The following is a 24,025-nucleotide window of genomic DNA, read 5'->3' as shown; positions in this document are numbered from 1 at the left end:
GTTCATCACTGTGGGAGCGGCCTCGGCCGCGAAGCTTCTGCCGGGTTGCCCCGGTTCGCGGCCAAGGCCGCTCCTACAACGGTGGCCTGGCTTTGACAGAACACCTGCGTTGCCAGGCCGTCGCTCAGGACGGCCTGGCTGGCATCGATTGAGGAAACCGACCCATGCTCACACTCACTAGCCTCGGCGGCGCCGGCACCGTCACCGGTTCCAAGCACCTGCTCACCCACGGCGACACCCGCCTGCTCGTCGACTGCGGCCTGTTCCAGGGCCTGAAGAACCTGCGCGAGCTGAACTGGCAGCGCCTGCCGGTGAACGCCGGCGACATCGACGCGGTGGTGCTGACCCATGCCCACCTGGACCATTGCGGCTACCTGCCGCGGCTGATGCTCGACGGCTTTTCCGGGCGCATCCATTCGACGCCGGCCACTCGCGACGTGGCCGAGCTGATCCTGCGCGACAGCGCCTTCCTGCAGGAGAAGGACGCCGAGCTGGCCAACCGCAAGGGCTTCTCCAAGCACAAGCCGGCGCTGCCGCTGTACTGCGTCGCCGACGCCGAGCGCACCCTCAAGCTGTTCAAGCCGGCGCCGCTGCACCAAGAGGTCGAGCTGCCCGGCGACGCGCGCCTGCTGCTGCGCCGCGCCGGCCACATCCTCGGCGCGGCCACCGCGCAGATCGACATCGGCGGCCGGCGCGTGGTGTTCTCCGGCGACCTGGGCCGCTACGACGATCCGGTGATGCTCGACCCCGAGGACGTGCCGGAGGCCGACTACGTGGTGATCGAGTCCACCTACGGCAACCGCCACCACGACCCCGCCGACCCGCTCGACGCCCTGGAGGAGGTGATCAAGCGCACCGCTCAGCGCGGCGGCACCGTGGTGATTCCCGCGTTCGCCGTCGGCCGCGCCCAGTCGCTGATCCACAGCCTCTGGCAACTGCGCCGCAGCGGTCGCCTGCACAACCTGCCGGTCTACCTCGACAGCCCGATGGCGACCAGCGCCAGCGAGCTGCTGCACCGGTACCCGAAGGACCACCGCCTGTCGGCGCAGGAATACGAGGCCGCCTGCGACTCGGTCACCTACGTGCGCGACGTGGAGGAATCCAAGGCCCTGTCGGCCAACCGCTACCCGAAGGTGATCATCTCGGCCAGCGGCATGGCCACCGGCGGGCGGGTGCTGCACCACATCGCCGCCTTCGCCCCGGACCACCGCAACACCCTGCTGTTCTCCGGCTACCAGGCCGCCGGCACGCGCGGCCGCAAGCTGCTGGAAGGTGCGCGAGAGACCAAGGTGTACGGCCAGTGGCTACCGGTGAACGCGGAAATCGCCGAACTGCCGATGATGTCGGCCCACGCCGACAGCGACGAGCTGATGCGCTGGCTGTCCGGCTTCCGCCGCGCGCCGCGCAAGGTCTTCATCGTGCACGGCGAGGCCGATGCCTCGGAGGCGCTGCGCGAGCGCATCCAGCGCGAGCTGGGCTGGAGCGCCTGCGTGCCGCTGCAGAACCAGGCGTTCGAGTTGTAAGCAGAGGGTTGAGAGCCAGGGAGAAGCAGGTGTGGGAGCGACCTTGGTCGCGATGGTTTTGCGCGGGCACTCATCGCGACCAAGGTCGCTCCCACAAAGATTGTTCCCTGGATTGCTTCCACCAGGTGGAGTGGGCGCCGGTAACAAACCTGCCCACTTTCGGGGTGGAGGAGAAACACCTCGCCCATTCGTGGTGCGTGGCCGGGACGGCGAGAGCGGCTGAAACCCGGTGGCAGGAGGGAAGTAGAGAATGCTGGCCCGCTTATTGCTGCTTTCAAGGGTTTGAGTTTCTGTCTCGCTGGTCATCTTTTGGATGGCCTGTCAATATGCGCGCCGCGCCTGTCCTGGGCTTCTGTAATTTGTTGTCGCTTTGAAGAAATATCGACCTACCCCTGGTCGATAGAATGCCGCCCACTTGGCCAAACCCTCTCGCCGGGCATCCATGCCGGCAAAGACGGGGACACTTTCTACAATTCACCCACGGCCATGGCGAATTCATTCTGCCCATGCGGTACCCCATTCGAAGGAGCACAAGATGAAGAAGATCGTACTTCTCGGCGCGCTGGCGCTGACCGCTTTCAGTGCGCTGGTTCAGGCAGATGAGAAACCCCTGCGCATCGGCATCGAGGCGGCCTACCCGCCCTTCGCCTACAAGACCCCGGACGGCAAGATCACCGGCTTCGACTACGACATCGGCAACGCCCTGTGCGCCGAGATGAAGGTCGAGTGCAAGTGGATCGAGCAGGAGTTCGACGGCCTGATCCCGGCGCTGAAGGTGCGCAAGTTCGACGCCATCCTGTCGTCCATGTCCATCACCGAGGAGCGCAAGCGCTCCGTCGACTTCACCGGCAAGTACTACGCCACCCCGGCGCGCCTGGCGATGAAGGCCGGCAGCGAGTACACCGACGTGGCCGGCCTCAAGGGCAAGAAGATCGGCGTGCAGCGCTCCTCCATCTACGACCGCTACGCCAGCGACGTCTTCGCCCCGGCCGGCGCCGAGATCGTGCGCTACAGCTCGCAGAACGAAATCTTCCTCGACCTGGCCTCCGGTCGCCTGGACGCCACCCTGGCCGACGTGGTCAACATCGACGACGGCTTCCTCAAGACCGACGCCGGCAAGGGCTTCGCCCTGGTGGGCCCGGACTTCACCGACGAGAAATACTTCGGCGAAGGCCAGGGCATCGCCGTGCGCAAGGGCGACAAGGCCCTGGCCGACAAGATCAGCGCCGCCATCCTGGCGATCCGCGCCAACGGCAAGTACCAGGAAGTGCAGGACAAGTACTTCCAGTTCAACGTCTACGGCGAGTAACGCCGCTCAACCTTCCCGGCGGGCGCCTCTCCCATCCGTGGGAGCGGCGTCCCGTTAGCCCGGACACCATCCGGGCTACGCTTGCCGGGAGGGCGCCGCGTCAGCGACGAACAGTCGCCTCCGCCCTCGCTCCGAGCAGGAGCGCTCCTGCTGTCTGCAGAGGATAGATTTCATGTTCAACGGCTACGGCTCGACCATTCTCGAGGGCGCCTGGCTCACCGTGCAGCTGGCCCTGCTGTCGATGGCGGTGGCCGTCACGCTCGGCCTGATCGGCGCGGCGTTCCGCCTGTCCCCCGTGAAATGGCTGGCCCTGATGGGCGAGACCTACGCCACCGTGATCCGCGGCATTCCCGATCTGGTGCTGATCCTGCTGATCTTCTACGGCGGCCAGGACCTGGTGAACCGCCTCGCGCCGCTGGTCGGCTTCGACGACTACATCGACATCAACCCCTTCGTCGCCGGTGTCGGCACCCTGGGCTTCATCTACGGCGCCTACCTGTCCGAGACCTTCCGTGGCGCCTTCATGGCGATCCCGAAAGGCCAGGGCGAGGCCGGCATGGCCTACGGCATGAGTTCGCTGCGGGTGTTCCTGCGCATCCTGGTGCCGCAGATGATCCGCCTGGCGATCCCCGGCGTGACCAACAACTGGCTGGTGCTGGTCAAGGCCACCGCGCTGATCTCCCTGGTCGGCCTGCAGGACATGATGGCCCGCGCCAAGAGCGCCGGCGACGCGACCCGCGAGCCCTTCACCTACATCCTGCTGGCGGCGGCCATCTACCTGGTCATGACCAGCGTGTCGCTGCTGGTGCTGCGCTACCTCGAACGTCGCTATTCGGTCGGCGTGAAAGCCGCCGAAATCTGAGGGAGTTGCCATGCTTTTCGACTACAACGTGGTACTCGACAGCCTGCCGCTGTACTTCGGCGGTGTGCTGGTCACCCTCAAGCTGCTGGCGGTCGCCCTGGCGTTCGGCCTGGCGCTGGCCGTGCCGCTGGCGCTGATGCGGGTGTCCAGGCAGCCGGCGATCAACTTCCCGGCCTGGCTCTACACCTACGTCATCCGCGGCACGCCGATGCTGGTGCAGCTGTACCTGCTGTACTACGGCCTGGCCCAGTTCGAGGCGGTGCGCGAGAGCTTCATGTGGCCGTACCTGTCCAACGCCACCTTCTGCGCCTGCCTGGCCTTCGCCATCAACACCAGCGCCTACAGCGCGGAAATCCTCGCCGGCAGCCTCAAGGCCACGCCCCACGGCGAGATCGAGGCGGCCAAGGCCATGGGCATGTCGCGCGCCAAGCTGTACCGCCGCATCCTCCTGCCGTCCGCCCTGCGCCGCGCGCTGCCGCAGTACAGCAACGAGGTGATCATGATGCTGCACACCACCAGCCTGGCCTCGGTGGTGACCCTGATCGACATCACCGGCGCCGCCAAGACCGTCAGCTCGCAGTACTACCTGCCGTTCGAGGCCTACATCACCGCCGGCGTCTTCTACCTCTGCCTGACCTTCATCCTGGTGCGCCTGTTCAAGCTGGCCGAGCGCCGCTGGCTGGTCTACCTCGCGCCGCGCAAGGCCTGAGCCGCGCGTCCCCCGTATTCGATATCGAGAGCCGAGACCATGTACAAACTCGAAATCCAGGATCTGCACAAGCGCTACGGCGACCACGAAGTGCTGAAAGGCGTGTCGCTGGCGGCCAAGGCCGGCGACGTGATCAGCATCATCGGCTCCAGCGGCTCGGGCAAGAGCACCTTCCTGCGCTGCATCAACATGCTGGAGCAGCCCCACGCCGGCAAGATCCTGCTCAACGGCGAAGAACTCAAGCTGGTGAAGAACAAGGAAGGCGCGCTCAAGGCCGCCGACGCCAAGCAGCTGCAGCGCATGCGCTCGCGCCTGTCCATGGTGTTCCAGCACTTCAACCTGTGGTCGCACATGAGCGCCCTGGACAATGTCATCGAGGCGCCGGTGCACGTGCTCGGCGTGCCGAAGAAAGAGGCCATCGAGAAGGCCGAGCACTACCTGGCCAAGGTCGGCGTGGCGCACCGCAAGGGTGCCTATCCGGCGCACATGTCCGGCGGCGAGCAGCAGCGCGTGGCCATCGCCCGTGCCCTGGCGATGGAGCCGGAAGTCATGCTGTTCGACGAGCCGACCTCGGCGCTCGACCCCGAGCTGGTCGGCGAAGTGCTCAAGGTGATGAAGGACCTGGCCGTGGAGGGCCGCACCATGGTCGTGGTGACCCACGAGATGGGCTTCGCCCGCGAGGTCTCCAACCAGCTGATCTTCCTGCACAAGGGCCTGGTGGAAGAAACCGGCTGCCCGAAGGAGGTGCTGGCCAACCCGCAGTCCGAGCGCCTCAAGCAGTTCCTTTCCGGCAGCCTGAAGTAGGCACTAGACTCCTCCCATGACGTCCACTGCCCACTGCATCGGTTTCCTCATCTGGCCGGAAACCAGGCCCATGACCCTGGCCCTGGCCGAAGAAGCCCTGCGCGTGGCGCAGCGCGTCCACCCGGAGGTCGTCTACGAACTGCGCTTCCTGCAGGCCGAAGCGCCGGTCCAAGGCGCCTGGCAGATGCCCGGCGAACCCTGGGCCGGGCGGCTGGAGGGCTGCCACAAGCTGTTCCTGCTGGCCGACGAGCCGCCGGCCCAGGTCGCTCCGGGGCTGGCCTCGGCGCTCAAGCAACTGGCCCGTGGCGGCCTCGCCATCGGCGGCCTGTCCGCCGGCGTCTACCCGCTGGCCCAGCTCGGCCTGCTCGACGGCTACCGCGCCGCCGTGCACTGGCGCTGGCAGGACGATTTCACCGAGCGCTTCCCCAAGGTCATCGCCACCAGCCACCTGTTCGACTGGGACCGCGACCGCCTGACCGCCTGCGGCGGCCTGGCCGTGCTCGACCTGCTGCTGGCCGTGCTGGCCCGCGACCACGGCGCCGAGTTGGCTGGCGCGGTGAGCGAGGAGCTGGTGGTCGAGCGCATCCGCGAGGGCGGCGAGCGCCAGCGCATTCCGCTGCAGAACCGCATCGGCTCCAGCCATCCCAAGCTGACCCAGGCGGTGCTGCTGATGGAGGCCAACATCGAGGAGCCGCTGACCACCGACGAGATCGCCCAGCACGTCTGTGTGTCGCGGCGCCAGCTGGAGCGCATCTTCAAGCAGTACCTCAACCGCGTGCCCAGCCAGTACTACCTGGAGCTGCGCCTGAACAAGGCGCGCCAGCTGCTGATGCAGACCAGCAAGTCGATCATCCAGATCGGCCTGTCGTGCGGGTTCTCTTCCGGGCCGCACTTCTCCAGCGCCTACCGCAACTTCTTCGGCGCCACGCCGCGGGAAGATCGCAACCAGCGACGCAGTGCCAGTCCGTTCGAGATCGCGCCGGCGGCGGTTGAGCGGGGATAGTCGGCTCGTTTTCGGAGCTTCGTGCAAAAGCAGTCAGAAACACTTGCCCCACCTCTGGCCCTTGGTTTCGCTCCCTCCTGAAGAGGCTGTGGTGCCGCTGACGTAGGGTGCGCCGTGCGCACCGCCTCCGAGCCATCGGTGCGCACGGCGCACCCTACCCGTAGCCCGGATGAAATCCGGGAAAAGGCGCCGACCCACCCCGGATTGCATCCGGGCTACATGAAAGCGTTGCTTTCATTCAACTCCGCCAGAGCTTTCAGGCAACTCGTAGCCCGAGTCCTCGTCAGGAGGCTGTATGTCGAAGTGGTCTTCTCTCTGGTCACTTTCTCCCGGTCACAAGGGCAAGTGACCCGCGCTGCGCGGCGAAATCTGTAGCCCTGGCCGAGGAAAGCGCCGAGCTCAGGCTGTTAAGCGAATTACCCCGCCCCAGCCCCTCTGCGTTTAAACTGCGCAATTCCGGACCTTTCTGTCGCATTGCCGAAAGCCCCGGAAAATCACGGGTGGCCGCTGTAAGAAGTTGTCGCATGGCGACAATGCGGGCCCGTGGGCAGTCCCTACAATCCTTTCATCACCTGTGTGCCTTCTTCAGGAGAGCCCCGATGTCCGTTCAGCACGAGCCGGTGCAACGCGCCGATTTCGACCAGTACCTGGTGCCCAACTATGCTCCAGCCGCCTTCATTCCGGTGCGCGGCCAGGGCTCGCGAGTCTGGGACCAGAGCGGTCGCGAGCTGATCGACTTCGCCGGCGGCATCGCCGTCAACTCCCTCGGCCACTGCCACCCGGCGCTGGTCAAGGCGCTGACCGAGCAGGCGAATACCCTGTGGCACATCTCCAACGTGTTCACCAACGAGCCGACCCTGCGCCTGGCCCACAAGCTGGTGGACGCCACCTTCGCCGAGCGCGTGTTCTTCTGCAACTCCGGCGCTGAGGCCAACGAGGCCGCGTTCAAGCTGGCCCGCCGCGTCGCCCATGATCGCTTCGGTCCGGAGAAGTACGAGATCATCGCTGCGCTCAACAGCTTCCACGGTCGCACCCTGTTCACCGTCAGCGTCGGTGGTCAGCCCAAGTATTCCGACGGCTTCGGGCCGAAGATCGAAGGCATCAGCCACATCCCGTACAACGACCTGGACGCTCTGAAGGCGGCCATCTCCGACAAGACCTGCGCCGTGGTGATCGAGCCGATCCAGGGCGAAGGCGGCGTGCTGCCGGCCGACCGGGCCTACCTGGAAGGCGCCCGCCAGCTGTGCGACCAGCACAACGCGCTGCTGATCTTCGACGAAGTGCAGAGCGGCATGGGCCGCACCGGCGAGCTGTTCGCCTACATGCACTACGGCGTCACCCCGGACATCCTCTCCAGCGCCAAGAGCTTGGGCGGCGGTTTCCCCATCGGCGCCATGCTGACCACCACCGACCTGGCCAAGCACCTGGCCGTCGGCACCCACGGCACCACCTACGGCGGCAACCCGCTGGCCTGCGCGGTGGCCGAGGCGGTGCTGGACATCGTCAACACCCCGGAAGTGCTGAACGGCGTCAAGGCCAAGCACGCGCGCTTCAAGCAGCGCCTGCAGGCGATCGGCGAGCAGTACGGCCTGTTCAGCGAGATCCGCGGCCTCGGCCTGCTGCTCGGCTGCGCCCTGACCGACGCCTGGAAGGGCAAGGCCAAGAGCGTGCTGGACGCCGCCACCGCCGAGGGCGTGATGGTGCTGCAGGCCGGCCCGGACACCGTGCGCTTCGCCCCCAGCCTGGTGGTCGAAGACGCTGACATCGACGAAGGCCTGGACCGCTTCGAGCGGGCCGTGGCCAAGCTGGTCCAGGGCTGATCCGCCCGTGACCGGCAGCGGCGGCGCAGGGAGGCGCCGCCGTGCGCTCAGGAAGAGCCGTTCCATGCGTGATCGGATTGCGTTCCGATCTTTTCTCCAGAGGGCCGCGCGCCTTTTGGAGCTTTTATTCGAGAGACGCTCCGCCGTGGCGGAGTGCGGTTCCTGAAGGAGTGACGCCATGCTGGTGATGCGCCCTGCGCAGATGTCGGACCTTGCCGAGGTACAGCGTCTGGCCGCGGACAGCCCGGTGGGCGTCACCTCGCTGCCCGACGACGCCGGCCGCCTGGGTGACAAGATCGCCGCGTCCGAGGCCTCCTTCGCCGCGGAAGTCAGCTTCAACGGCGAGGAGAGCTACTTCTTCGTCCTCGAGGACGCGGCCAGCGGCAAGCTGGTCGGCTGCTCGGCCATCGTCGCCTCGGCGGGCTACTCGGAACCCTTCTACAGCTTCCGCAACGAGACCTTCGTGCACGCCTCGCGCGAGCTGAAGATCCACAACAAGATCCACGTCCTCTCGCTGTGCCACGACCTCACCGGCAACAGCCTGCTGACCAGCTTCTACGTGCAGCGCGACCTGGTCGACAGCCCCTTCGCCGAGCTCAACTCCCGTGGCCGCCTGCTGTTCATGGCCGCCCACCCGGAGCGCTTCGCTGACGCGGTGGTGGTGGAGATCGTCGGCTACAGCGACGAGCAGGGCGACTCGCCGTTCTGGGACGCGGTCGGCCGCAACTTCTTCGACATGCGCTACACCGACGCCGAGCGCCTGTGCGGGCTGAAGAGCCGCACCTTCCTCGCCGAGTTGATGCCGCACTACCCGATCTACGTGCCGCTGCTGCCGGACAGCGCCCAGGAAGCCATGGGCCAGGTCTACAGCCGCGCCCAGGTGACCTTCGACATCCTGATGCGCGAAGGCTTCGAGACCGACCACTACATCGACATCTTCGACGGCGGCCCGACCCTGCACGCGCGCACCTCGGGCATCCGCTCCATCGCCCAGAGCCGGGTGGTGCCGGTGCGCATCGGCGAGCCGGGCAAGGGCGGGCGCCAGTACCTGGTGTGCAACGGCCAGCTGCAGGACTTCCGCGCCATCATCGCCGAACTCGACTGGGTGCCCGGCAAGCCGGTGACCCTGAGCCCGGAAGCGGCCGAGGTCCTGGCGGTGGGCGAGGGCGCCAGCGTCCGGCTGGTGGCGGTATAAACCCGAGCGGCAAGCTGCAAGCCACAAGCGGCAAGCCAGTCTGCCCATCTACTTGTAGCTTGCCGCTTGAAGCTGATAGCTGATCCGGAGGATCCATGATCGTTCGTCCCGTCCGTAGCGCCGACCTGCCGGCGCTGATCGACCTGGCCCGCAGCACCGGCACCGGCCTGACCACCCTGCCGGCCAACGAGGAGCGTCTGGCGCACCGGGTCGGTTGGGCGGAGAAGACCTTCAACGGCGAAGCCGAGCGGGCCGACGCCGACTACCTGTTCGTGCTCGAGGACGACGACGGCAAGGTCGTCGGCATCTCCGCCGTGGCCGGCGCCGTGGGCCTGCGCGAGCCCTGGTACAACTACCGGGTCGGCCTCACCGTCAGCGCCTCCCAGGAACTGAAGATCCACCGCGAGATCCCGACCCTGTTCCTGGCCAACGACCTGACCGGCAACTCCGAGCTGTGCTCGCTGTTCCTCCACGCCGACCACCGCAGCGGGCTCAACGGCCGCCTGCTGTCCAAGGCGCGCTTCCTGTTCATCGCCGAGTTCCGCGAGCTGTTCGGCGACAAGGTGATCGCCGAGATGCGCGGCATGTCCGACGCCGGCGGCCGCTCGCCGTTCTGGGAAAGCCTGGGCCGGCACTTCTTCAAGATGGAATTCAGCCAGGCCGACTACCTCACCGGCGTCGGCAACAAGGCCTTCATCGCCGAGCTGATGCCCAAGTTCCCGCTCTACACCTGCTTCCTCTCCGAGGAGGCGCGCGGCGTCATCGGCCGCGTCCACCCGGACACCGAGCCGGCGCTGGCCATGCTCAAGGGCGAGGGCTTCAGCTACCAGGGCTACGTCGACATCTTCGACGCCGGCCCGGCCATCGAAGTGGAGACCGACAAGATCCGCGCGGTGCGCGACAGCCAGACCCTGGTGCTGGCCGTGGGCACTCCGGGCGAGGACGCCATCCCCTACCTGATCCACAACCGCAAGCGCCAGGATTGTCGCATCGCCGCCGCCCCGGCGCGGGTGGCCTCCGGCACCCTGGTGGTCGACCCGCAGACCGCCAAGCGCCTGCAGATGAGCGCCGGCAGCCAGGTGCGCGCCGTGCCGCTGTCGGCCAAGGAGAGCAAGCAATGACCACCCACTACATCGCCGGTCTCTGGCAGGCCGGGCAGGGCGAGGCCTTCGACTCGCTCAATCCGGTGACCCAGCAGGCCGTGTGGAGCGGCCAGGGCGCCGACGCCGCCCAGGTCGCCGCCGCCGTGGCCGCCACCCGCGCCGCCTTCCCGGCCTGGGCGCGCCGTCCGCTGGACGAGCGCATCGCCATCCTCGAACGCTTCGCCGCCACCCTGAAGAGCCATGCCGACGAGCTGGCCCGGGCCATCGGCGAGGAGACCGGCAAGCCGCTGTGGGAGTCCGCCACCGAGGTGACCAGCATGGTCAACAAGGTCGCCATCTCCATCCAGAGCTACCGTGAGCGCACAGGTGAGAAGAGTGGTCCGCTGGCGGATGCGACGGCGATTCTGCGCCACAAGCCGCATGGCGTGGTCGCCGTGTTCGGCCCCTACAACTTCCCCGGCCACTTGCCCAACGGCCACATCGTACCGGCACTGCTGGCCGGCAACGCGGTAGTGTTCAAGCCCAGTGAGCTGACTCCCAAGGTCGCCGAGCTGACCGTGAAGTGCTGGGTCGAGGCCGGCTTGCCGGCCGGCGTACTCAACCTGGTGCAGGGCGCCCGCGAGACCGGCGTAGCCCTGGCCGGCCATGCCGACATCGACGGCCTGTTCTTCACCGGCTCCAGCCGCACCGGCAACCTGCTGCACGCTCAGTTCGCCGGCCGTCCGGACAAGATCCTGGCGCTGGAGATGGGCGGCAACAACCCGCTGGTGGTGGACGAGGTCAAGGATCTGGACGCCGCCGTCTACACCATCATCCAGTCCGCCTTCATCTCCGCCGGGCAGCGCTGCACCTGCGCGCGCCGCCTGCTGGTGCCGCGCGGCGAGTGGGGCGACGCCCTGCTGGCGCGCCTGGTGGCGGTGGCCTCGACCCTCAAGGTCGGCGCCTTCGACGAACAGCCGGCGCCGTTCATGGGCTCGGTGATCTCCCTGGCCGCCGCCGAGCACCTGCTCAAGGCCCAGCGCCACCTGCTCGACAAGGGCGCCACGGTGCTGCTGGAAATGATCCAGCCGGTGCCCAACGCCGCGCTGCTGACCGCGGGCATCCTCGACGTGAGCGAGGTCGCCGAGCGCGTCGACGAGGAATTCTTCGGCCCGTTGCTGCAGGTGATCCGCTACGACGACTTCGAGGGCGCCATCCGCGAAGCCAACAATACTCAGTACGGCCTGGCCGCCGGCCTGCTGTCCGATTCGCCCGAGCGCTACGAGCAGTTCCTGATCGAAAGCCGCGCCGGCATCGTCAACTGGAACAAGCAACTGACCGGCGCCGCCAGCAGCGCGCCGTTCGGCGGCGTGGGCGCCTCCGGCAACCATCGCGCCAGCGCCTACTATGCGGCCGACTACTGCGCGTACCCGGTCGCCTCGCTGGAGAGTGAAACCCTGAGCCTGCCCGCCACCCTGACCCCGGGAGTGAGTCTGTGATGTCCGCCTATGAAATGAACGTCGACGGTCTGGTCGGCCCGACCCACAACTACGGCGGCCTGTCCTACGGCAACGTGGCGTCGCAGAGCAACAGCCAGGCGGTCTCCAGCCCGAAGGAAGCGGCCCGGCAGGGGCTGGGCAAGATGAAGGCGCTGATGGACATGGGCTTCAAGCAGGGCGTGTTCGCCCCGCAGGAGCGCCAGGACGTCGCCGCCCTGCGCAGCCTGGGTTTCACCGGCACCGACGCCGAAGTGATCGCCAAGGCAGCCAGGGAATCCATGCCGCTGCTGGCCGCCGTCAGCTCCGCGTCCAGCATGTGGACGGCCAACTCCTGCACCGTCAGCCCCAGCGCTGACACCGTGGACGGCCGTGTGCACTTCACCGCCGCCAATCTCAACTGCAAGTTCCACCGCTCCATCGAGCACCCGACCACCAGCCGCGTGCTGCGCGCCATGTTCAATGACGAGCAGCACTTCGCCCACCACGCCGCGCTGCCGGCCGTGGGCCAGTTCGGTGACGAGGGCGCGGCCAACCACACCCGTTTCTGCAAGGGCTACGGCGAGGCCGGCGTGGAGTTCTTCGTGTTCGGCCGCAGCGCCTTCGACAGCCGCTTCCCGGCACCCCAGCGCTACCCGGCGCGGCAGACCCTGGAAGCCTGCCAGGCGGTGGCCCGCCTGCACGGCCTTTCCGACGACGGCGTGGTCTACGCCCAGCAGAATCCGGACGTGATCGACCAGGGCGTGTTCCACAACGACGTGATCTCGGTGGGCAACGGCGAGGTGCTGTTCTATCACCAGGATGCCTTCCTCGACACCGACAAGGTGTTGGCCGAGCTGGGCGACAAGCTGGCCCGCCGCGGCGGCAACTTCCAGCCGGTGAGGGTGCCGCGCGACGCCGTGAGCGTCGACGACGCGGTACGCTCCTACCTGTTCAACAGCCAGCTGCTGACCCGCGAAGACGGCGGCATGCTGCTGATCGTGCCGGAGGAGTGCCGCAACAACGCCAACGTATGGAACTACCTGAGCGAGCTGACCCGCGGCAACGGCCCGATCCGCGAGGTCAAGGTGTTCGACCTCAAGCAGAGCATGCAGAACGGCGGCGGCCCGGCCTGCCTGCGCCTGCGCGTGGCGCTCAACGAGCGGGAACTGGCGGCGGTCAACCCGGGCGTGGTGATGACGCCGACGCTGTTCGACACCCTCAACGCCTGGGTCGACAAGCACTACCGCGACCGCCTGACCGAGAGCGACCTGGCCGACCCGCAACTGCTGATCGAATGCCGCACGGCATTGGATGAACTGACCCGGATCCTTAAACTGGGCTCCGTCTACCCCTTCCAACTCGCCTGAGAATCCTGAACATGTCCGAAGCCCTGCAACTCATCCTCGAAGATACCGACGGCACCCAGCTGGAAACCTCCTGCACCCGCTTCGCCGTGGTCTGGCAGGGCCGGGAAGTGTGGATTCAGGCGGTCGGTGACCAACTGCTGATCGGCGTGGACGTGGAGGAAGGCGATACCGAGTACGCCAACCTGCTGCTGCGCCCGCAGGCCACCAACCTGGTCGGCCTGCAGCTGGAAATGGAGCCGGCCGACCTGGCCGGCGATGACGACGAAGACCATGTCCACGGCCCCGACTGCAACCACTGAGAGCCTGTTTGCGATCTGCTGCGCGTCGGCCAGGTGTCGTTAAAAACAGCTCGGAAAGCAGCTTGCTGCTAACGCGCTAAAGCGCAGCCCGAAGGGCGAACGCAGTGAGTCATGCTCATTTATCACTTATAAACTGCGCTTCCTCGCCTGTTTTTGCCTAACCTGGCTCTAGCTCGCGAGATCGTAAACAGGCTCTGAGGTAGTTATATGCTCGCCCTCGGCAAACTGCTCGAACTGACCCTGGCCGGCCGCGAGCCGACCGAGAAGATTCAGCTGACCCGCGAGGGCGCTCGCCTGCACTGGCTGGGCGAGGGCGCGCTGGAGGTGACCCCGCCGGCCAGCGAGGACAGCGGCCTCGACCTGCTGCTGTCGGCCGGCATCCACGGCAACGAGACGGCGCCGATCGAACTGCTCGACCGTCTGGTGCAGGCGGTGGCGTCCGGGCAGCTGCTGCCCAGGGCGCGCATCCTGTTCCTGTTCGGCAACCCCGAGGCCATGCGCCGGGGCGAGCGCTACGTGGAGCAGGACATCAACCGCCTGTTCGACGGTCGCCACGAGCAGAGTAGCGGCTTCGAGGCCCTGCGCGCCAACGAGCTGGAACGCCATGCGGCGGTCTTCTTCGGCAAGGAAGGGCGCACCCGCCTGCACTACGACCTGCACACCGCGATCCGCGGTTCGAAGATCGAGCAGTTCGCCCTCTATCCCTACGTCGAGGGTCGCGAGCACTCGCGCGCCGAGCTGGCCCGACTGAGCGCCGCCGGCATCGACGCCGTGCTGCTGCAGCGCAAGACCGGCATCACCTTCAGCTCCTACACCTACGCGCGCCTGGGCGCCGAGGCCTTCACCCTGGAGCTGGGCAAGGCACGACCGTTCGGCCAGAACCAGCTGGTCAACCTCGACCTGCTGGAGAAGCGCCTGCGCGAACTGATCGAGAACTGCGAGCCGCAAACCGACTCGCTGGGCGACATGCAGCTGTTCGCCGTGTCCCGTGAGGTGATCAAGCACAGCGACGCCTTCAAGCTGCACCTGCCGGCCGACATCGAGAATTTCACCGAACTGGAGCCGGGCTTCCTGCTGGCCGAGGACATCGCCGGCACCCGCTGGCTGGTGGAAGAGCAGGGTGCGCGCATCATCTTCCCCAACCCCAGGGTCAAGAACGGCCTGCGCGCCGGCATCCTGATCATCCCCACCGAACTCTGACCCACCCCTCTCCCCCTGGGAGAGGGGGAGGGGCGGCCCGCGTAGGGTGAGGGTGTTCTTGGCCGCTCGTTCCCGTGACCAACTCGGTACTCGATAGTCGCTTTCTATCCAAATTCCCCGCAAACGGGCTGTCCAGCCCGCGCCGGGCCTATATAATGCGGCCCTTTGCCGGCTTTGCCGTGGCCGCCGTTTGCCTGGATGAAATAGATGAAAAGCGCAGAAATCCGTGAAGCCTTCCTCCGCTTCTTCGAAGAGAAGGGGCACACCCGCGTCGCCTCCAGTTCGCTGATCCCGGCGAACGACCCCACGCTGCTGTTCACCAACGCCGGCATGAACCAGTTCAAGGACTGCTTCCTCGGCCTGGAGAAGCGCGCCTACACCCGCGCCACCACCAGCCAGAAGTGCGTGCGCGCTGGCGGCAAGCATAACGACCTGGAAAACGTCGGCTACACCGCGCGCCACCACACCTTCTTCGAGATGCTGGGCAACTTCAGCTTCGGCGACTACTTCAAGCGCGATGCGATCCACTACGCCTGGGAATTCCTGACCAGCGACAAGTGGCTGAACCTGCCGAAGGAAAAGCTCTGGGTCACCGTCTACGCCACCGACGACGAGGCCTACGACATCTGGACCAACGAAGTCGGCGTGCCGGCCGCGCGCATGGTGCGCATCGGCGACAACAAGGGTGCGCCCTACGCCTCCGACAACTTCTGGGCGATGGGCGACACCGGCCCATGCGGCCCGTGCACCGAGATCTTCTTCGACCACGGCGAGCACATCTGGGGCGGCCCGCCCGGCTCCCCGGATGAGGACGGTGATCGCTACATCGAGATCTGGAACAACGTGTTCATGCAGTTCAACCGCACCGCGGACGGCGTGCTGCACCCGCTGCCGGCGCCGAGCGTGGACACCGGCATGGGCCTGGAGCGCATCAGCGCCGTGCTGCAGCACGTCAACTCGAACTACGAGATCGATCTGTTCCAGAGCCTGCTCGACGCCGCGGCCAAGGCCATCGGCTGCGCCAACCAGGCCCAGGCCTCGCTGAAAGTGGTGGCCGACCACATCCGTTCCTGCGGTTTCCTGATCGCCGACGGCGTGACGCCGTCCAACGAAGGTCGTGGCTACGTGTTGCGCCGCATCATCCGCCGCGCCTGCCGCCACGGTAACAAGCTGGGCGCCAAGGGCAGCTTCTTCTACCAGATCGTCGCGGCCCTGGTGGCCGAGATGGGCGAAGCCTTCCCCGAGCTGAAACAGCAGCAGGCGCACATCGAGCGCGTGCTCAAGACCGAGGAAGAGCAGTTCGCCAAGACCCTGGAGCAGGGCCTGAAGATCCTCGAGCAGGACCTGTCCGGCCTGCAGGGCACCGTGATTCCCGGCGATATCGTGTTCAAGCTGTACGATACCTACGGCTTCCCGGTGGACCTGACCGGCGACATCGCCCGCGAGCGCGAGCTGACCCTCGACGAGGAAGGCTTCGAGCGCGAGATGGAGGCCCAGCGCGAGCGCGCCCGCTCCGCCAGCGCCTTCGGCATGGACTACAACAGCCTGGTCAAGGTCGACAGTGACACGGTCTTCCTCGGCTACGCCGGCACCAGCGGCAGCGGCAAGGTCGTCGCCCTGTTCAAGGCGGGCGGCTCGGTCGACAGCCTGGGCGAAGGCGAGGAGGGCGTGATCGTCCTCGACCGGACGCCGTTCTACGCCGAGTCCGGCGGCCAGGTCGGCGACAGCGGCTACCTCTCCGCAGCCGGCGTGCGCTTCGACGTGCGTGACACCACCAAGGTCGGCGGCGCCTTTCTGCACCACGGCATCGTCGCCCAGGGCGGCCTCAAGGTCGGTGCCGAGCTGCAGGCCGAGGTCGACGCCTCGGTGCGCCAGGCCACCGCGCTGAACCACTCCGCCACCCACCTGCTGCACGCCGCGCTGCGCCAGGTGCTCGGCGAGCACGTGCAGCAGAAGGGCTCGCTGGTCGACAGCCAGCGCCTGCGCTTCGACTTCAGCCACTTCGAGGCGATCAAGCCCGAGCAGCTGAAGCAGCTGGAAGACATCGTCAACGCCGAGATCCGCCGCAACTCCGCGGTCGAGACCGAGGAAACCGACATCGACACCGCCAAGGCCAAGGGCGCCATGGCACTGTTCGGCGAGAAATACGGCGACCAGGTGCGCGTGCTGAGCATGGGCGGCGGCTTCTCCGTCGAACTGTGCGGCGGCACCCACGTGGCGCGCACCGGCGACATCGGCCTGTTCAAGATCACCAGCGAAGGCGGCGTGGCCGCCGGCGTGCGTCGCATCGAGGCAGTGACCGGCGCCCATGCGCTGGCCTGGCTGAACGGCGCCGAGGAGCAGCTCAAGGAAGCGGCCGCGCTGGTCAAGGGCAGCCGCGACAACGTGCTGGACAAGCTGTCCGTCCTGATCGAGCGTAATCGCCAGCTGGAGAAGGAACTGGAGCAGCTCAAGGCCAAGGCGGCCAGCGCCGCCGGCAACGACCTGGCCGGCTCGGCCGTGGACGTTAAAGGCATCAAGGTGCTGGCCTCGCGTCTCGACGGCCTGGACGGCAAGGCCCTGCTGGCCATGGTCGACCAGCTCAAGAACAAGCTCGGTAGCGCGGTGATCCTGCTCGGCGGCGTGCAGGACGACAAGGTCGTGCTGGTCGCCGGCGTCACCCAGGACCTGACCGCCAAGCTCAAGGCCGGCGACCTGATGCGCCAGGCCGCGGCGGCGGTGGGCGGCAAGGGCGGTGGTCGCCCGGACATGGCCCAGGGCGGTGGCGTGGATGCTGGCAAGCTGGACGAGGCTCTGGCGCTGGCGGCGACCTTCGTCGAGCAAGGCGCCTAGAGACGTTGAAACCAGGGCCCGCAGTGCGTCCGGCAGGCCTTGGCAGTGTGACCCGATGCGGGTTTAATGGGCGCCCTTCGAGGAATCAGGCGGCTTTTTGACATGGCGTTGATCGTACAGAAGTTTGGGGGCACCTCAGTCGGTACCGTGGAGCGTATCCAGCAGGTGGCCGACAAGGTGAAGAAATTCCGCGAGAAGGGCGACGACATCGTCGTGGTGGTCTCCGCCATGAGCGGCGAGACCAACCGCCTGATCGACCTGGCCAGGCAGATCAGCGACGGTCAGCCGGTCCCGCGCGAGCTGGACGTGATGGTCTCCACTGGCGAGCAGGTGACCATCGCCTTGCTGGCCATGGCCCTGATCAAGCGTGGCGTGCCGGCGGTGTCCTACACCGGCAACCAGGTGCGCATCCTCACCGACAACGCGCACACCAAGGCCCGCATCCTGCAGATCGACGACCAGAAGATCCGCGCCGACCTCAAGGCCGGCCGCGTGGTCGTGGTCGCCGGCTTCCAGGGCGTGGACGAGGAAGGCAACATCACCACCCTCGGCCGCGGTGGCTCCGACACCACGGGCGTGGCCCTGGCCGCGGCGCTGAAGGCCGACGAGTGCCAGATCTACACGGACGTCGACGGCGTCTACACCACCGATCCGCGCGTGGTGCCCAGGGCCCAGCGTCTGGACAAGATCACCTTCGAGGAAATGCTGGAAATGGCCAGCCTCGGCTCCAAGGTGCTGCAGATCCGCTCGGTGGAGTTCGCCGGCAAGTACAACGTCCCGCTGCGCGTGCTGCACAGCTTCCAGGAGGGTCCGGGCACCCTCATTACCCTTGATGAAGAGGAATCCATGGAACAGCCGATCATCTCCGGCATCGCCTTCAATCGCGACGAGGCCAAGCTGACCATCCGTGGCGTACCGGATATCCCCGGCGTGGCCTTCAAGATCCTCGGCCCGATCAGCGCCGCCAACATCGAAGTCGACATGATCGTGCAGAACGTGGCCCACGATAACACCACCGACTTCACCTTCACCGTGCACCGCAACGACTACCAGAACGCCATGGGCGTGCTGGAGAACACCGCGCGCGAACTGGGCGCCCGTGAAGTGATCGGCGACACCGACATCGCCAAGGTCTCCATCGTCGGCGTCGGCATGCGCTCCCACGCGGGCGTCGCCAGCCGCATGTTCGAGGCGCTGGCCAAGGAAACCATCAACATCCAGATGATCTCCACCTCCGAGATCAAGGTCTCCGTGGTCATCGAGGAGAAATACCTGGAACTGGCCGTGCGCGCGCTGCACACCGCCTTCGAGCTGGATGCCCCGGCCCGACAGGCCGAGTGATGTTCTATTCGAAAGGCGCGGTCATCCGCGCCTTTCTCGTTTTTGGCCGGTTTGGCAGGGGACTTTTCTTTTGCTCTTGCTGGTCAATACTTGGGTGAAGGCGCCGCGCTTGATATACGTGGAGCCGTCACCATTTTATTTCTTGCAGACTGTTGTCCCGTAATTCAATCCGTAAGGAGAAAGGAATGCTGATTCTGACTCGCCGGGTCGGAGAGACCCTGATGGTGGGTGATGATGTCACTGTCACCGTGTTGGGTGTGAAAGGTAACCAGGTGCGCATCGGCGTCAACGCTCCGAAGGAAGTCGCCGTGCACCGTGAGGAGATTTACCAGCGTATCCAGAAAGAGAAGGGCGACGAACCAAGCCACTAATTTTTCTCGAAATTTTGTCTTTGCAAACGGGGAAAACATGGTTATCATGCGCCCCGTGTTGCGGAGAGGTGGCCGAGTGGCCGAAGGCGCTCCCCTGCTAAGGGAGTACACCTCAAAAGGGTGTCGGGGGTTCGAATCCCCCCTTCTCCGCCATATTCACAACTCCGGTTGTGTTTGCGCTAGGTTCGGTAAGTCATTGAGCTTATTCGGAAAAGTGCTTGACCGTAAGGTGAGGCTCTTTATAATGCGCAACCCACGCACTCATAGCTCAGCTGGATAGAGTACCCGGCTACGAACCGGGCGGTCGGAGGTTCGAATCCTCCTGAGTGCGCCATCTTGAAATGGCTTGCAGCGATGCAAGCCATTTTGCTTCAACCAGCGGTGATCTGGTCTAAAAGCGCCACACGCACTCATAGCTCAGCTGGATAGAGTACCCGGCTACGAACCGGGCGGTCGGAGGTTCGAATCCTCCTGAGTGCGCCATACTTGGAAGGCCCGCAGAGATGCGGGCCTTCTGCTTTTCAGTGTCTGCCTTTTTCCCTCACGCAGCCGTGCTCGTCGAACGTCACCTGGCGGCGATTCCCTTGCCTGTCGGCGTAGTGGTAGCGGGTCTGGCCGTCGGTGCTGGTGACCTTGTCCGGCGTGCCCAGGGCGCTTTCCACGTCCCGGCGGCTCATGCCGCCGCGCACCTCCTGGCGAATGACTGCGCTGCGCCGCTCGCTGGAGCTGAGCCTGTTGCCGCAGCCGTCCTGCCGGGTGCCGACTACCACGACTTGCGATTCGTCCTTCTTCTCGCCTTTCTCCTGGCTACGAGTCTTGCTGGTCTTGGCCAGTGGCACGGCCTTGCCCTTGCCGGGCGTTAGGTTGCGGGCTTCCTGTAGGTCCTGGCTGGCGCTCTCCGGGCAGCCGTGCAGGGTATAGGTGACATGGCCCTTGGCGTCCTCGCAGCGGAGCACGGTGGTGGCCTGGGTGCCGATGGCGGGGTAGAGCAGGGATGCGCAGATTCCGGCGCGGATGACTCGCAGCATGATTCGTCCTCCATGACGATTTCATTCTCCAGCCTAGCCGGAATTTTTCCTGGCGCCAGCGTGTCCTCTCATGGGATGGATGCGTCGGAAAGGGCAGGGGCAAGCGAGCCGAGGGATGCCGCAAGTGCTTGTTCTAGCCCTGATTTTATCGCGTCGGCGCGGGCGGGAGTGCTATCATTGAAGCGTCAGCCCCGCCGGGGCTCGTGGATCGCCACCATGGACTTACCCAGTAGTTACTCAAACTGTTCTTCGCCCAATCGCGTTTTGACTGATTGACCCCTGCGGCGCGCCCTGCTGCTGGGGTGGAGCGTGCCGTATGACTGAAGTAGAAGCCAAGAAGCCGCAAGAGAGCCTGCAGGACCGCCTCGCCCAGGTGGTTGAACTGCTGCATCGCCACCGCCTGGTGGAGAGCCTGACCCATCGCCAGGAAGGTCAGCATCAGGATCTGGTGGAAAGCCTGGTTCACCGGCAGAACCTCGTCGAACTTCAGCGCAAGCTCGATGAGCTGCACTCCGCCGACGTCGCCCACATTCTCGAAGCCCTTCCTCTCGGTGACCGCCTGACGGTCTGGCAGCTGGTCAAGGCCGAGCGCGACGGCGACATTCTCCTCGAGGTATCCGACGCTGTTCGCGAATCGCTGATCGCGGACATGGACAATCACGAGATCCTGGCCGCCGCCAGGGATCTGGATGCCGACGAGCTGGCCGACCTGGCGCCGGAGCTGCCGCGTGACGTCGTGCTCGAACTCATGGAGTCCCTGGACGCCCAGCAGCGCGAGCGGGTGCGTTCGGCCTTGTCCTACGAGGACGACCAGGTCGGTGCGCTGATGGACTTCGAGATGGTGACCATTCGCGAGGATGTCAGTCTCGAGGTGGTGCTGCGCTACCTGCGTCGCCTGAAGGAGCTGCCGGGGCACACCGACAAGCTGTTCGTGGTCGACTACGACGGCATTCTCAAGGGGGTGCTGCCGATCAAGCGCCTGCTGGTCAACGACCCGGACAAGCAGGTCGGCGAGGTGATGGCCAGCGATCCGGTGAGCTTCCATCCGGACGAAGATGCTCACGATGCGGCTCAGGCCTTCGAGCGCTACGACCTGATCTCGGCTCCGGTTGTGGAAAGGGATGGCAAGCTGATCGGTCGTCTGACCATCGACGAGATGGTCGACCTGATCCGTGAGGAGAGCGAAAGCGAAGTGCTCAACATGGCCGGTCTGCGCGAGGAGGAGGATATCTTCGCGTCGGTGTGGAAATCGGTCGGCAACCGCTGGGCGTGGCTGGCGGTCAACCTGGTCACCGCCTTCCTGGCATCGCGGGTGATCGGTTTGTTCGAGGGCTCGATCGAAAAGTTGGTGGCCCTGGCCGCGTTGATGCCGATCGTGGCTGGCATCGGCGGTAACTCCGGCAACCAGACCATCACCATGATCGTGCGCGCCCTGGCGCTGGACCAGGTCAGTACTGGTAACACGTCACGTCTGCTGCGCAAGGAGCTGGGTGTGGCGCTGATTAACGGCGTGCTGTGGGGCGGCGTGATTGGCGTGGTGGCCTTCTGGCTTTATGACAGCTGGTCGCTGGGGCTGGTGATGACGGGTGCCATGACGCTCAACCTGCTGCTCGCCGCGCTCATGGGCGTGCTGATTCCCATGACGCTGATCCGTCTGGGGCGGGACCCGGCGATGGGCGCCAGTGTGATGATTACCGCCATGACTGACAGTGGCGGCTTTTTCATCTTTCTCGGCCTGGCGACCCTGTTTCTCCTCTGACGGGGCGCCGAAAACAAAAATGCCAGTCGGCATGGCCGACTGGCATTTTTTGTTGCTCGTCGCTGGAGGCTCAGGCTTCCTGGGCGGCAAGCTCCGTGTCGTGGGCAATCAGCGCCACGAGGGCATTCTGTTGTCGGTGGGAGAGTTGGCGAAAGCGCTGGAGCAGTTCGCGTTCGTGCAGGGAAAGCTCGGGGCTGTCCAGGCGCAGATTGAGTTCGTCGCCCAGCGCACCTTCCTGAACCAGGCTCTGTTCCAGGCGGGCGATGATTTCCGAGTTCATGCTGCGGTGATGGTTACGCGCCACGTCGGCGATGCGTTCACGCATTCCGTCAGGGAGGCGGACTACGAATTTGTCAGCTGTACGGCTGGAATAGATGGCCTGTTTCATAGGGGCGTATATATAAACCGGTTAGTTCAGGAGGGCGATGCTGGCATTCAGCTACTGACTGTCGCTCGTTTGACCGCAGCAGCTGTTGCTCGTTCAGTGAGGCGGCAGCATCGGGTTATTTGCTGGTTGTCCTGCTAATTGGCGCCAATTATACGTCGTTTATTTTGGTTCGGGTGAAGGCGCATTGCCAGCACCGGCCGTCAGAAATGTGTTCGGTTAGGCAAAACGCGACAAAGGGCGAACTGCTGAGCAAGTGCGCGCGTCTGGGGTGGGTGCTGGGCAATGGGCGTGGTGTGCGGTGGAGCGGGTGTAAATCACATGACAAACATGCGGATGCCAGTTAGCATACGGCGCGCTGTACGAGGCAGTTGTCCAGATAATTCAAATGGATAGCTGAGGTCGGTGGCTCTATCGGCAGCATATGTCCCCTTAGTTCAATGGATAGAATAAACCCCTCCTAAGGGTTAGATGCTGGTTCGACTCCAGCAGGGGGCGCCACTTCGCGGGTGTGCCGACACGGTGCGGCATCTTCGAGTCCGATCTCCTTCTCCGGAATTCTCTTTTGATCGCCTTCAGGCCATGGAGGCGGTCGTCGCGGTGTGCATGATGGCGCGGTTGCGACCTTCCTTCTTGGCCTGGTAGAGGCACTGGTCTGCACGCTGCAGCCAGTGGCCCCAGGGCTCCTCGGCATTCAGTAGGGCTCCTCCGATCGAGACGGTCACCGGGCCGCCGGGGCCGCGGAGGCCTTCATGCACGGTCTTCAGCAGGTTCTGTGCTGCTGCCTCGAGGCCTTGTGCATCGGTGTCCGGAAGCAGCAGGAGAAACTCCTCGCCGCCGAAGCGGAACAGTCGGTCTTCCTGGCGGGAGCAGTCCTTGATCAGCTTCACGTAGTCGATCAGCACCTGGTCCCCGGCCTGATGGCCATACAGGTCGTTGATCTGCTTGAAGTGGTCCAGGTCCATGACCAACACCCCGTAGCTGCGTCCATGCCGGCGCTTGCTGGATACCGCGATCTTCAGCTCCTCGTTCATCGCTCGCCGGTTGCGGGCGCCAGTCAGCGGGTCCTGGATGGCCAGCAGTTGCAGTTGTTCGCGCTGGGTGCGGGTGCGGTAGGCGAAGATGAAGGTCAGTACGCCGGCCATGGCATTGGTCACCAGGAAGGAAACCATCTGGTAGTGGCTTTCGAACACGCTGCCGGGCGTCCACAGGGCGTGCCCCACCAGTCCCGCGAGCACCAGCAGGCTGGCGGCTATCGCCTTGCCTGGTGACACCATGAAGAAGTTGAAGAGGATCAGCGGGTAGATCCAGAAGAGGCCGTTGACCCCCAGGTTGATGGCGATCAGCGTGGCGCCGACGGAGAAGACTCCTGCCAGGTAGAGGCCGGGCTTTTCCGTATCACCGGTGCGCCAGGCGTAGATGACGGCGATCAGGGTTGATAGCACGATCACCGTGTCGGCAATGCCCACCATGAGGTTGCCGTGCAGCAGGCGGTAGAACGCATAGGGTGTGATGCCACCCACCCCGATGATGCCCATCAGCGTGATGATGGACAGCTGAAAGTCGTTGCGCAGTCGCTTGAACATCAGCGCGGCTCTCTACCTCATGGCATGTTGTCATTGTTATGAGCCAAGAATGCAGGGCTTTGTTCGTATCGG

The 24,025-nt window shown here is 65.5% G+C and carries 20 protein-coding genes and 4 tRNA genes; 21 read left to right on the top strand and 3 right to left on the bottom strand.

Going from position 1 to position 24,025, the window contains the following annotated elements; translation table 11 throughout:
• The first annotated feature begins 164 nt into the window (after positions 1-164).
• From N7640_RS11525 to N7640_RS11435, 19 genes are all read left to right on the top strand, one after another.
• A complete protein-coding gene (locus N7640_RS11525; protein WP_279905285.1) occupies positions 165-1,523 on the top strand; it encodes an MBL fold metallo-hydrolase in 1,359 nt (452 codons plus the stop codon).
• A gap of 535 nt (positions 1,524-2,058) precedes the next feature.
• On the top strand, positions 2,059-2,832 hold the full coding sequence (locus N7640_RS11520) for an ABC transporter substrate-binding protein (protein ID WP_279904843.1): 774 nt from the start codon (positions 2,059-2,061) through the stop codon (positions 2,830-2,832).
• Between the two features lie 172 nt (positions 2,833-3,004).
• Positions 3,005-3,694 (top strand): ABC transporter permease, encoded by a 690-nt coding sequence (locus tag N7640_RS11515; protein WP_220815032.1) that lies wholly within the window; start codon positions 3,005-3,007, stop codon positions 3,692-3,694.
• Positions 3,695-3,704: 10 nt separating this feature from the next.
• On the top strand, positions 3,705-4,403 hold the full coding sequence (locus N7640_RS11510; protein WP_279904842.1) for an ABC transporter permease: 699 nt from the start codon (positions 3,705-3,707) through the stop codon (positions 4,401-4,403).
• A 39-nt stretch (positions 4,404-4,442) separates the two neighbouring features.
• Positions 4,443-5,207: an ABC transporter ATP-binding protein gene (locus N7640_RS11505; protein WP_220815030.1), complete on the top strand. Its 765-nt coding sequence runs from the start codon at positions 4,443-4,445 to the stop codon at positions 5,205-5,207.
• Positions 5,208-5,223: 16 nt separating this feature from the next.
• Positions 5,224-6,210 carry a transcriptional regulator ArgR gene (argR, locus tag N7640_RS11500; protein ID WP_220815029.1) on the top strand — a complete coding sequence of 329 codons (987 nt, stop codon included), beginning with the start codon at positions 5,224-5,226 and terminating at the stop codon, positions 6,208-6,210.
• A gap of 599 nt (positions 6,211-6,809) precedes the next feature.
• Positions 6,810-8,030: an aspartate aminotransferase family protein gene (locus N7640_RS11495; RefSeq protein WP_279904841.1), complete on the top strand. Its 1,221-nt coding sequence runs from the start codon at positions 6,810-6,812 to the stop codon at positions 8,028-8,030.
• 178 nt (positions 8,031-8,208) lie between these two features.
• Positions 8,209-9,225: an arginine/ornithine succinyltransferase subunit alpha gene (gene aruF / locus N7640_RS11490; RefSeq protein WP_220815027.1), complete on the top strand. Its 1,017-nt coding sequence runs from the start codon at positions 8,209-8,211 to the stop codon at positions 9,223-9,225.
• Positions 9,226-9,320: 95 nt separating this feature from the next.
• Positions 9,321-10,346, top strand: a complete 1,026-nt coding sequence (gene astA / locus N7640_RS11485) for an arginine N-succinyltransferase (protein ID WP_279904840.1) — start codon at positions 9,321-9,323, stop codon at positions 10,344-10,346.
• On the top strand, positions 10,343-11,806 hold the full coding sequence (astD, locus tag N7640_RS11480; RefSeq protein WP_279904839.1) for a succinylglutamate-semialdehyde dehydrogenase: 1,464 nt from the start codon (positions 10,343-10,345) through the stop codon (positions 11,804-11,806). The genes astA and astD overlap by 4 nt, the downstream gene beginning before the upstream one ends.
• The gene (gene astB / locus N7640_RS11475; RefSeq protein ID WP_279904837.1) at positions 11,806-13,152 is read left to right on the top strand and encodes an N-succinylarginine dihydrolase; all 1,347 of its coding nucleotides are present in this window, start codon (positions 11,806-11,808) and stop codon (positions 13,150-13,152) included. Before astD ends, astB begins: the two co-directional genes overlap by 1 nt.
• Positions 13,153-13,163: 11 nt before the next feature.
• Complete coding sequence (locus tag N7640_RS11470) at positions 13,164-13,451, top strand: topoisomerase II (RefSeq protein ID WP_220815023.1); 288 nt, start codon at positions 13,164-13,166, stop codon at positions 13,449-13,451.
• Between the two features lie 207 nt (positions 13,452-13,658).
• Entirely contained in the window at positions 13,659-14,651 is a 993-nt protein-coding gene (gene astE, locus N7640_RS11465; RefSeq protein WP_279904836.1) for a succinylglutamate desuccinylase, read from the top strand.
• Positions 14,652-14,858: 207 nt separating this feature from the next.
• Positions 14,859-17,483, top strand: a complete 2,625-nt coding sequence (gene alaS, locus N7640_RS11460; protein WP_279904835.1) for an alanine--tRNA ligase — start codon at positions 14,859-14,861, stop codon at positions 17,481-17,483.
• A gap of 102 nt (positions 17,484-17,585) precedes the next feature.
• Entirely contained in the window at positions 17,586-18,824 is a 1,239-nt protein-coding gene (locus N7640_RS11455) for an aspartate kinase (RefSeq protein WP_220815020.1), read from the top strand.
• Positions 18,825-19,009: 185 nt separating this feature from the next.
• A complete protein-coding gene (gene csrA / locus N7640_RS11450) occupies positions 19,010-19,195 on the top strand; it encodes a carbon storage regulator CsrA (RefSeq protein ID WP_003244478.1) in 186 nt (61 codons plus the stop codon).
• 62 nt (positions 19,196-19,257) lie between these two features.
• A tRNA-Ser gene (locus N7640_RS11445) sits at positions 19,258-19,348 on the top strand.
• Between the two features lie 104 nt (positions 19,349-19,452).
• Positions 19,453-19,529: transfer RNA gene (locus tag N7640_RS11440), tRNA-Arg, on the top strand.
• A gap of 72 nt (positions 19,530-19,601) precedes the next feature.
• Positions 19,602-19,678, top strand: a tRNA-Arg gene (locus tag N7640_RS11435).
• A 38-nt stretch (positions 19,679-19,716) separates the two neighbouring features.
• Here N7640_RS11435 and N7640_RS11430 read toward each other — a convergent pair.
• Complete coding sequence (locus N7640_RS11430; protein ID WP_279904834.1) at positions 19,717-20,223, bottom strand: hypothetical protein; 507 nt, start codon at positions 20,221-20,223, stop codon at positions 19,717-19,719.
• Between the two features lie 316 nt (positions 20,224-20,539).
• Between N7640_RS11430 and mgtE the strand changes: the two genes are divergently transcribed.
• Entirely contained in the window at positions 20,540-21,982 is a 1,443-nt protein-coding gene (gene mgtE, locus N7640_RS11425; RefSeq protein ID WP_220815018.1) for a magnesium transporter, read from the top strand.
• Between the two features lie 70 nt (positions 21,983-22,052).
• Here mgtE and N7640_RS11420 read toward each other — a convergent pair whose 3' ends face one another.
• Positions 22,053-22,370, bottom strand: coding sequence for an Arc family DNA-binding protein (locus tag N7640_RS11420; RefSeq protein WP_220815017.1), 318 nt, complete (start codon positions 22,368-22,370; stop codon positions 22,053-22,055).
• 423 nt (positions 22,371-22,793) lie between these two features.
• Here N7640_RS11420 and N7640_RS11415 point away from each other — a divergent pair.
• A tRNA-Arg gene (locus N7640_RS11415) sits at positions 22,794-22,868 on the top strand.
• Between the two features lie 74 nt (positions 22,869-22,942).
• On the opposite strand, the gene N7640_RS11410 is transcribed toward N7640_RS11415, so the two are convergent.
• Entirely contained in the window at positions 22,943-23,953 is a 1,011-nt protein-coding gene (locus tag N7640_RS11410) for a GGDEF domain-containing protein (RefSeq protein WP_279904833.1), read from the bottom strand.
• Positions 23,954-24,025 lie beyond the last annotated feature (72 nt).

It is taken from the genome of Pseudomonas sp. GD04015, assembly GCF_029837675.1.
GTDB classification, from domain to species: domain Bacteria; phylum Pseudomonadota; class Gammaproteobacteria; order Pseudomonadales; family Pseudomonadaceae; genus Aquipseudomonas; species Aquipseudomonas paralcaligenes.
The sequence above is the reverse complement of the archived record's forward strand: the minus strand, read 5'-3'. Positions and strand labels throughout refer to the sequence as shown.

Excerpts from the sequence above, each read along its gene's own strand:
- N7640_RS11420 (WP_220815017.1), bottom strand. The coding sequence starts at position 22,370 with ATGAAACAGGCCATCTATTCCAGCCGTACAGCTGACAAATTCGTAGTC.
- N7640_RS11455 (WP_220815020.1), top strand. The coding sequence starts at position 17,586 with ATGGCGTTGATCGTACAGAAGTTTGGGGGCACCTCAGTCGGTACCGTG.
- N7640_RS11410 (WP_279904833.1), bottom strand. The coding sequence starts at position 23,953 with ATGTTCAAGCGACTGCGCAACGACTTTCAGCTGTCCATCATCACGCTG.
- astE (WP_279904836.1), top strand. The coding sequence starts at position 13,659 with ATGCTCGCCCTCGGCAAACTGCTCGAACTGACCCTGGCCGGCCGCGAG.
- mgtE (WP_220815018.1), top strand. The coding sequence starts at position 20,540 with ATGACTGAAGTAGAAGCCAAGAAGCCGCAAGAGAGCCTGCAGGACCGC.
- argR (WP_220815029.1), top strand. The coding sequence starts at position 5,224 with ATGACGTCCACTGCCCACTGCATCGGTTTCCTCATCTGGCCGGAAACC.
- N7640_RS11470 (WP_220815023.1), top strand. The coding sequence starts at position 13,164 with ATGTCCGAAGCCCTGCAACTCATCCTCGAAGATACCGACGGCACCCAG.
- alaS (WP_279904835.1), top strand. The coding sequence starts at position 14,859 with ATGAAAAGCGCAGAAATCCGTGAAGCCTTCCTCCGCTTCTTCGAAGAG.
- N7640_RS11525 (WP_279905285.1), top strand. The coding sequence starts at position 165 with ATGCTCACACTCACTAGCCTCGGCGGCGCCGGCACCGTCACCGGTTCC.
- N7640_RS11515 (WP_220815032.1), top strand. The coding sequence starts at position 3,005 with ATGTTCAACGGCTACGGCTCGACCATTCTCGAGGGCGCCTGGCTCACC.
- N7640_RS11505 (WP_220815030.1), top strand. The coding sequence starts at position 4,443 with ATGTACAAACTCGAAATCCAGGATCTGCACAAGCGCTACGGCGACCAC.
- N7640_RS11495 (WP_279904841.1), top strand. The coding sequence starts at position 6,810 with ATGTCCGTTCAGCACGAGCCGGTGCAACGCGCCGATTTCGACCAGTAC.
- N7640_RS11520 (WP_279904843.1), top strand. The coding sequence starts at position 2,059 with ATGAAGAAGATCGTACTTCTCGGCGCGCTGGCGCTGACCGCTTTCAGT.
- csrA (WP_003244478.1), top strand. The coding sequence starts at position 19,010 with ATGCTGATTCTGACTCGCCGGGTCGGAGAGACCCTGATGGTGGGTGAT.
- aruF (WP_220815027.1), top strand. The coding sequence starts at position 8,209 with ATGCTGGTGATGCGCCCTGCGCAGATGTCGGACCTTGCCGAGGTACAG.
- astB (WP_279904837.1), top strand. The coding sequence starts at position 11,806 with ATGTCCGCCTATGAAATGAACGTCGACGGTCTGGTCGGCCCGACCCAC.
- astD (WP_279904839.1), top strand. The coding sequence starts at position 10,343 with ATGACCACCCACTACATCGCCGGTCTCTGGCAGGCCGGGCAGGGCGAG.
- N7640_RS11430 (WP_279904834.1), bottom strand. The coding sequence starts at position 20,223 with ATGCTGCGAGTCATCCGCGCCGGAATCTGCGCATCCCTGCTCTACCCC.
- N7640_RS11510 (WP_279904842.1), top strand. The coding sequence starts at position 3,705 with ATGCTTTTCGACTACAACGTGGTACTCGACAGCCTGCCGCTGTACTTC.
- astA (WP_279904840.1), top strand. The coding sequence starts at position 9,321 with ATGATCGTTCGTCCCGTCCGTAGCGCCGACCTGCCGGCGCTGATCGAC.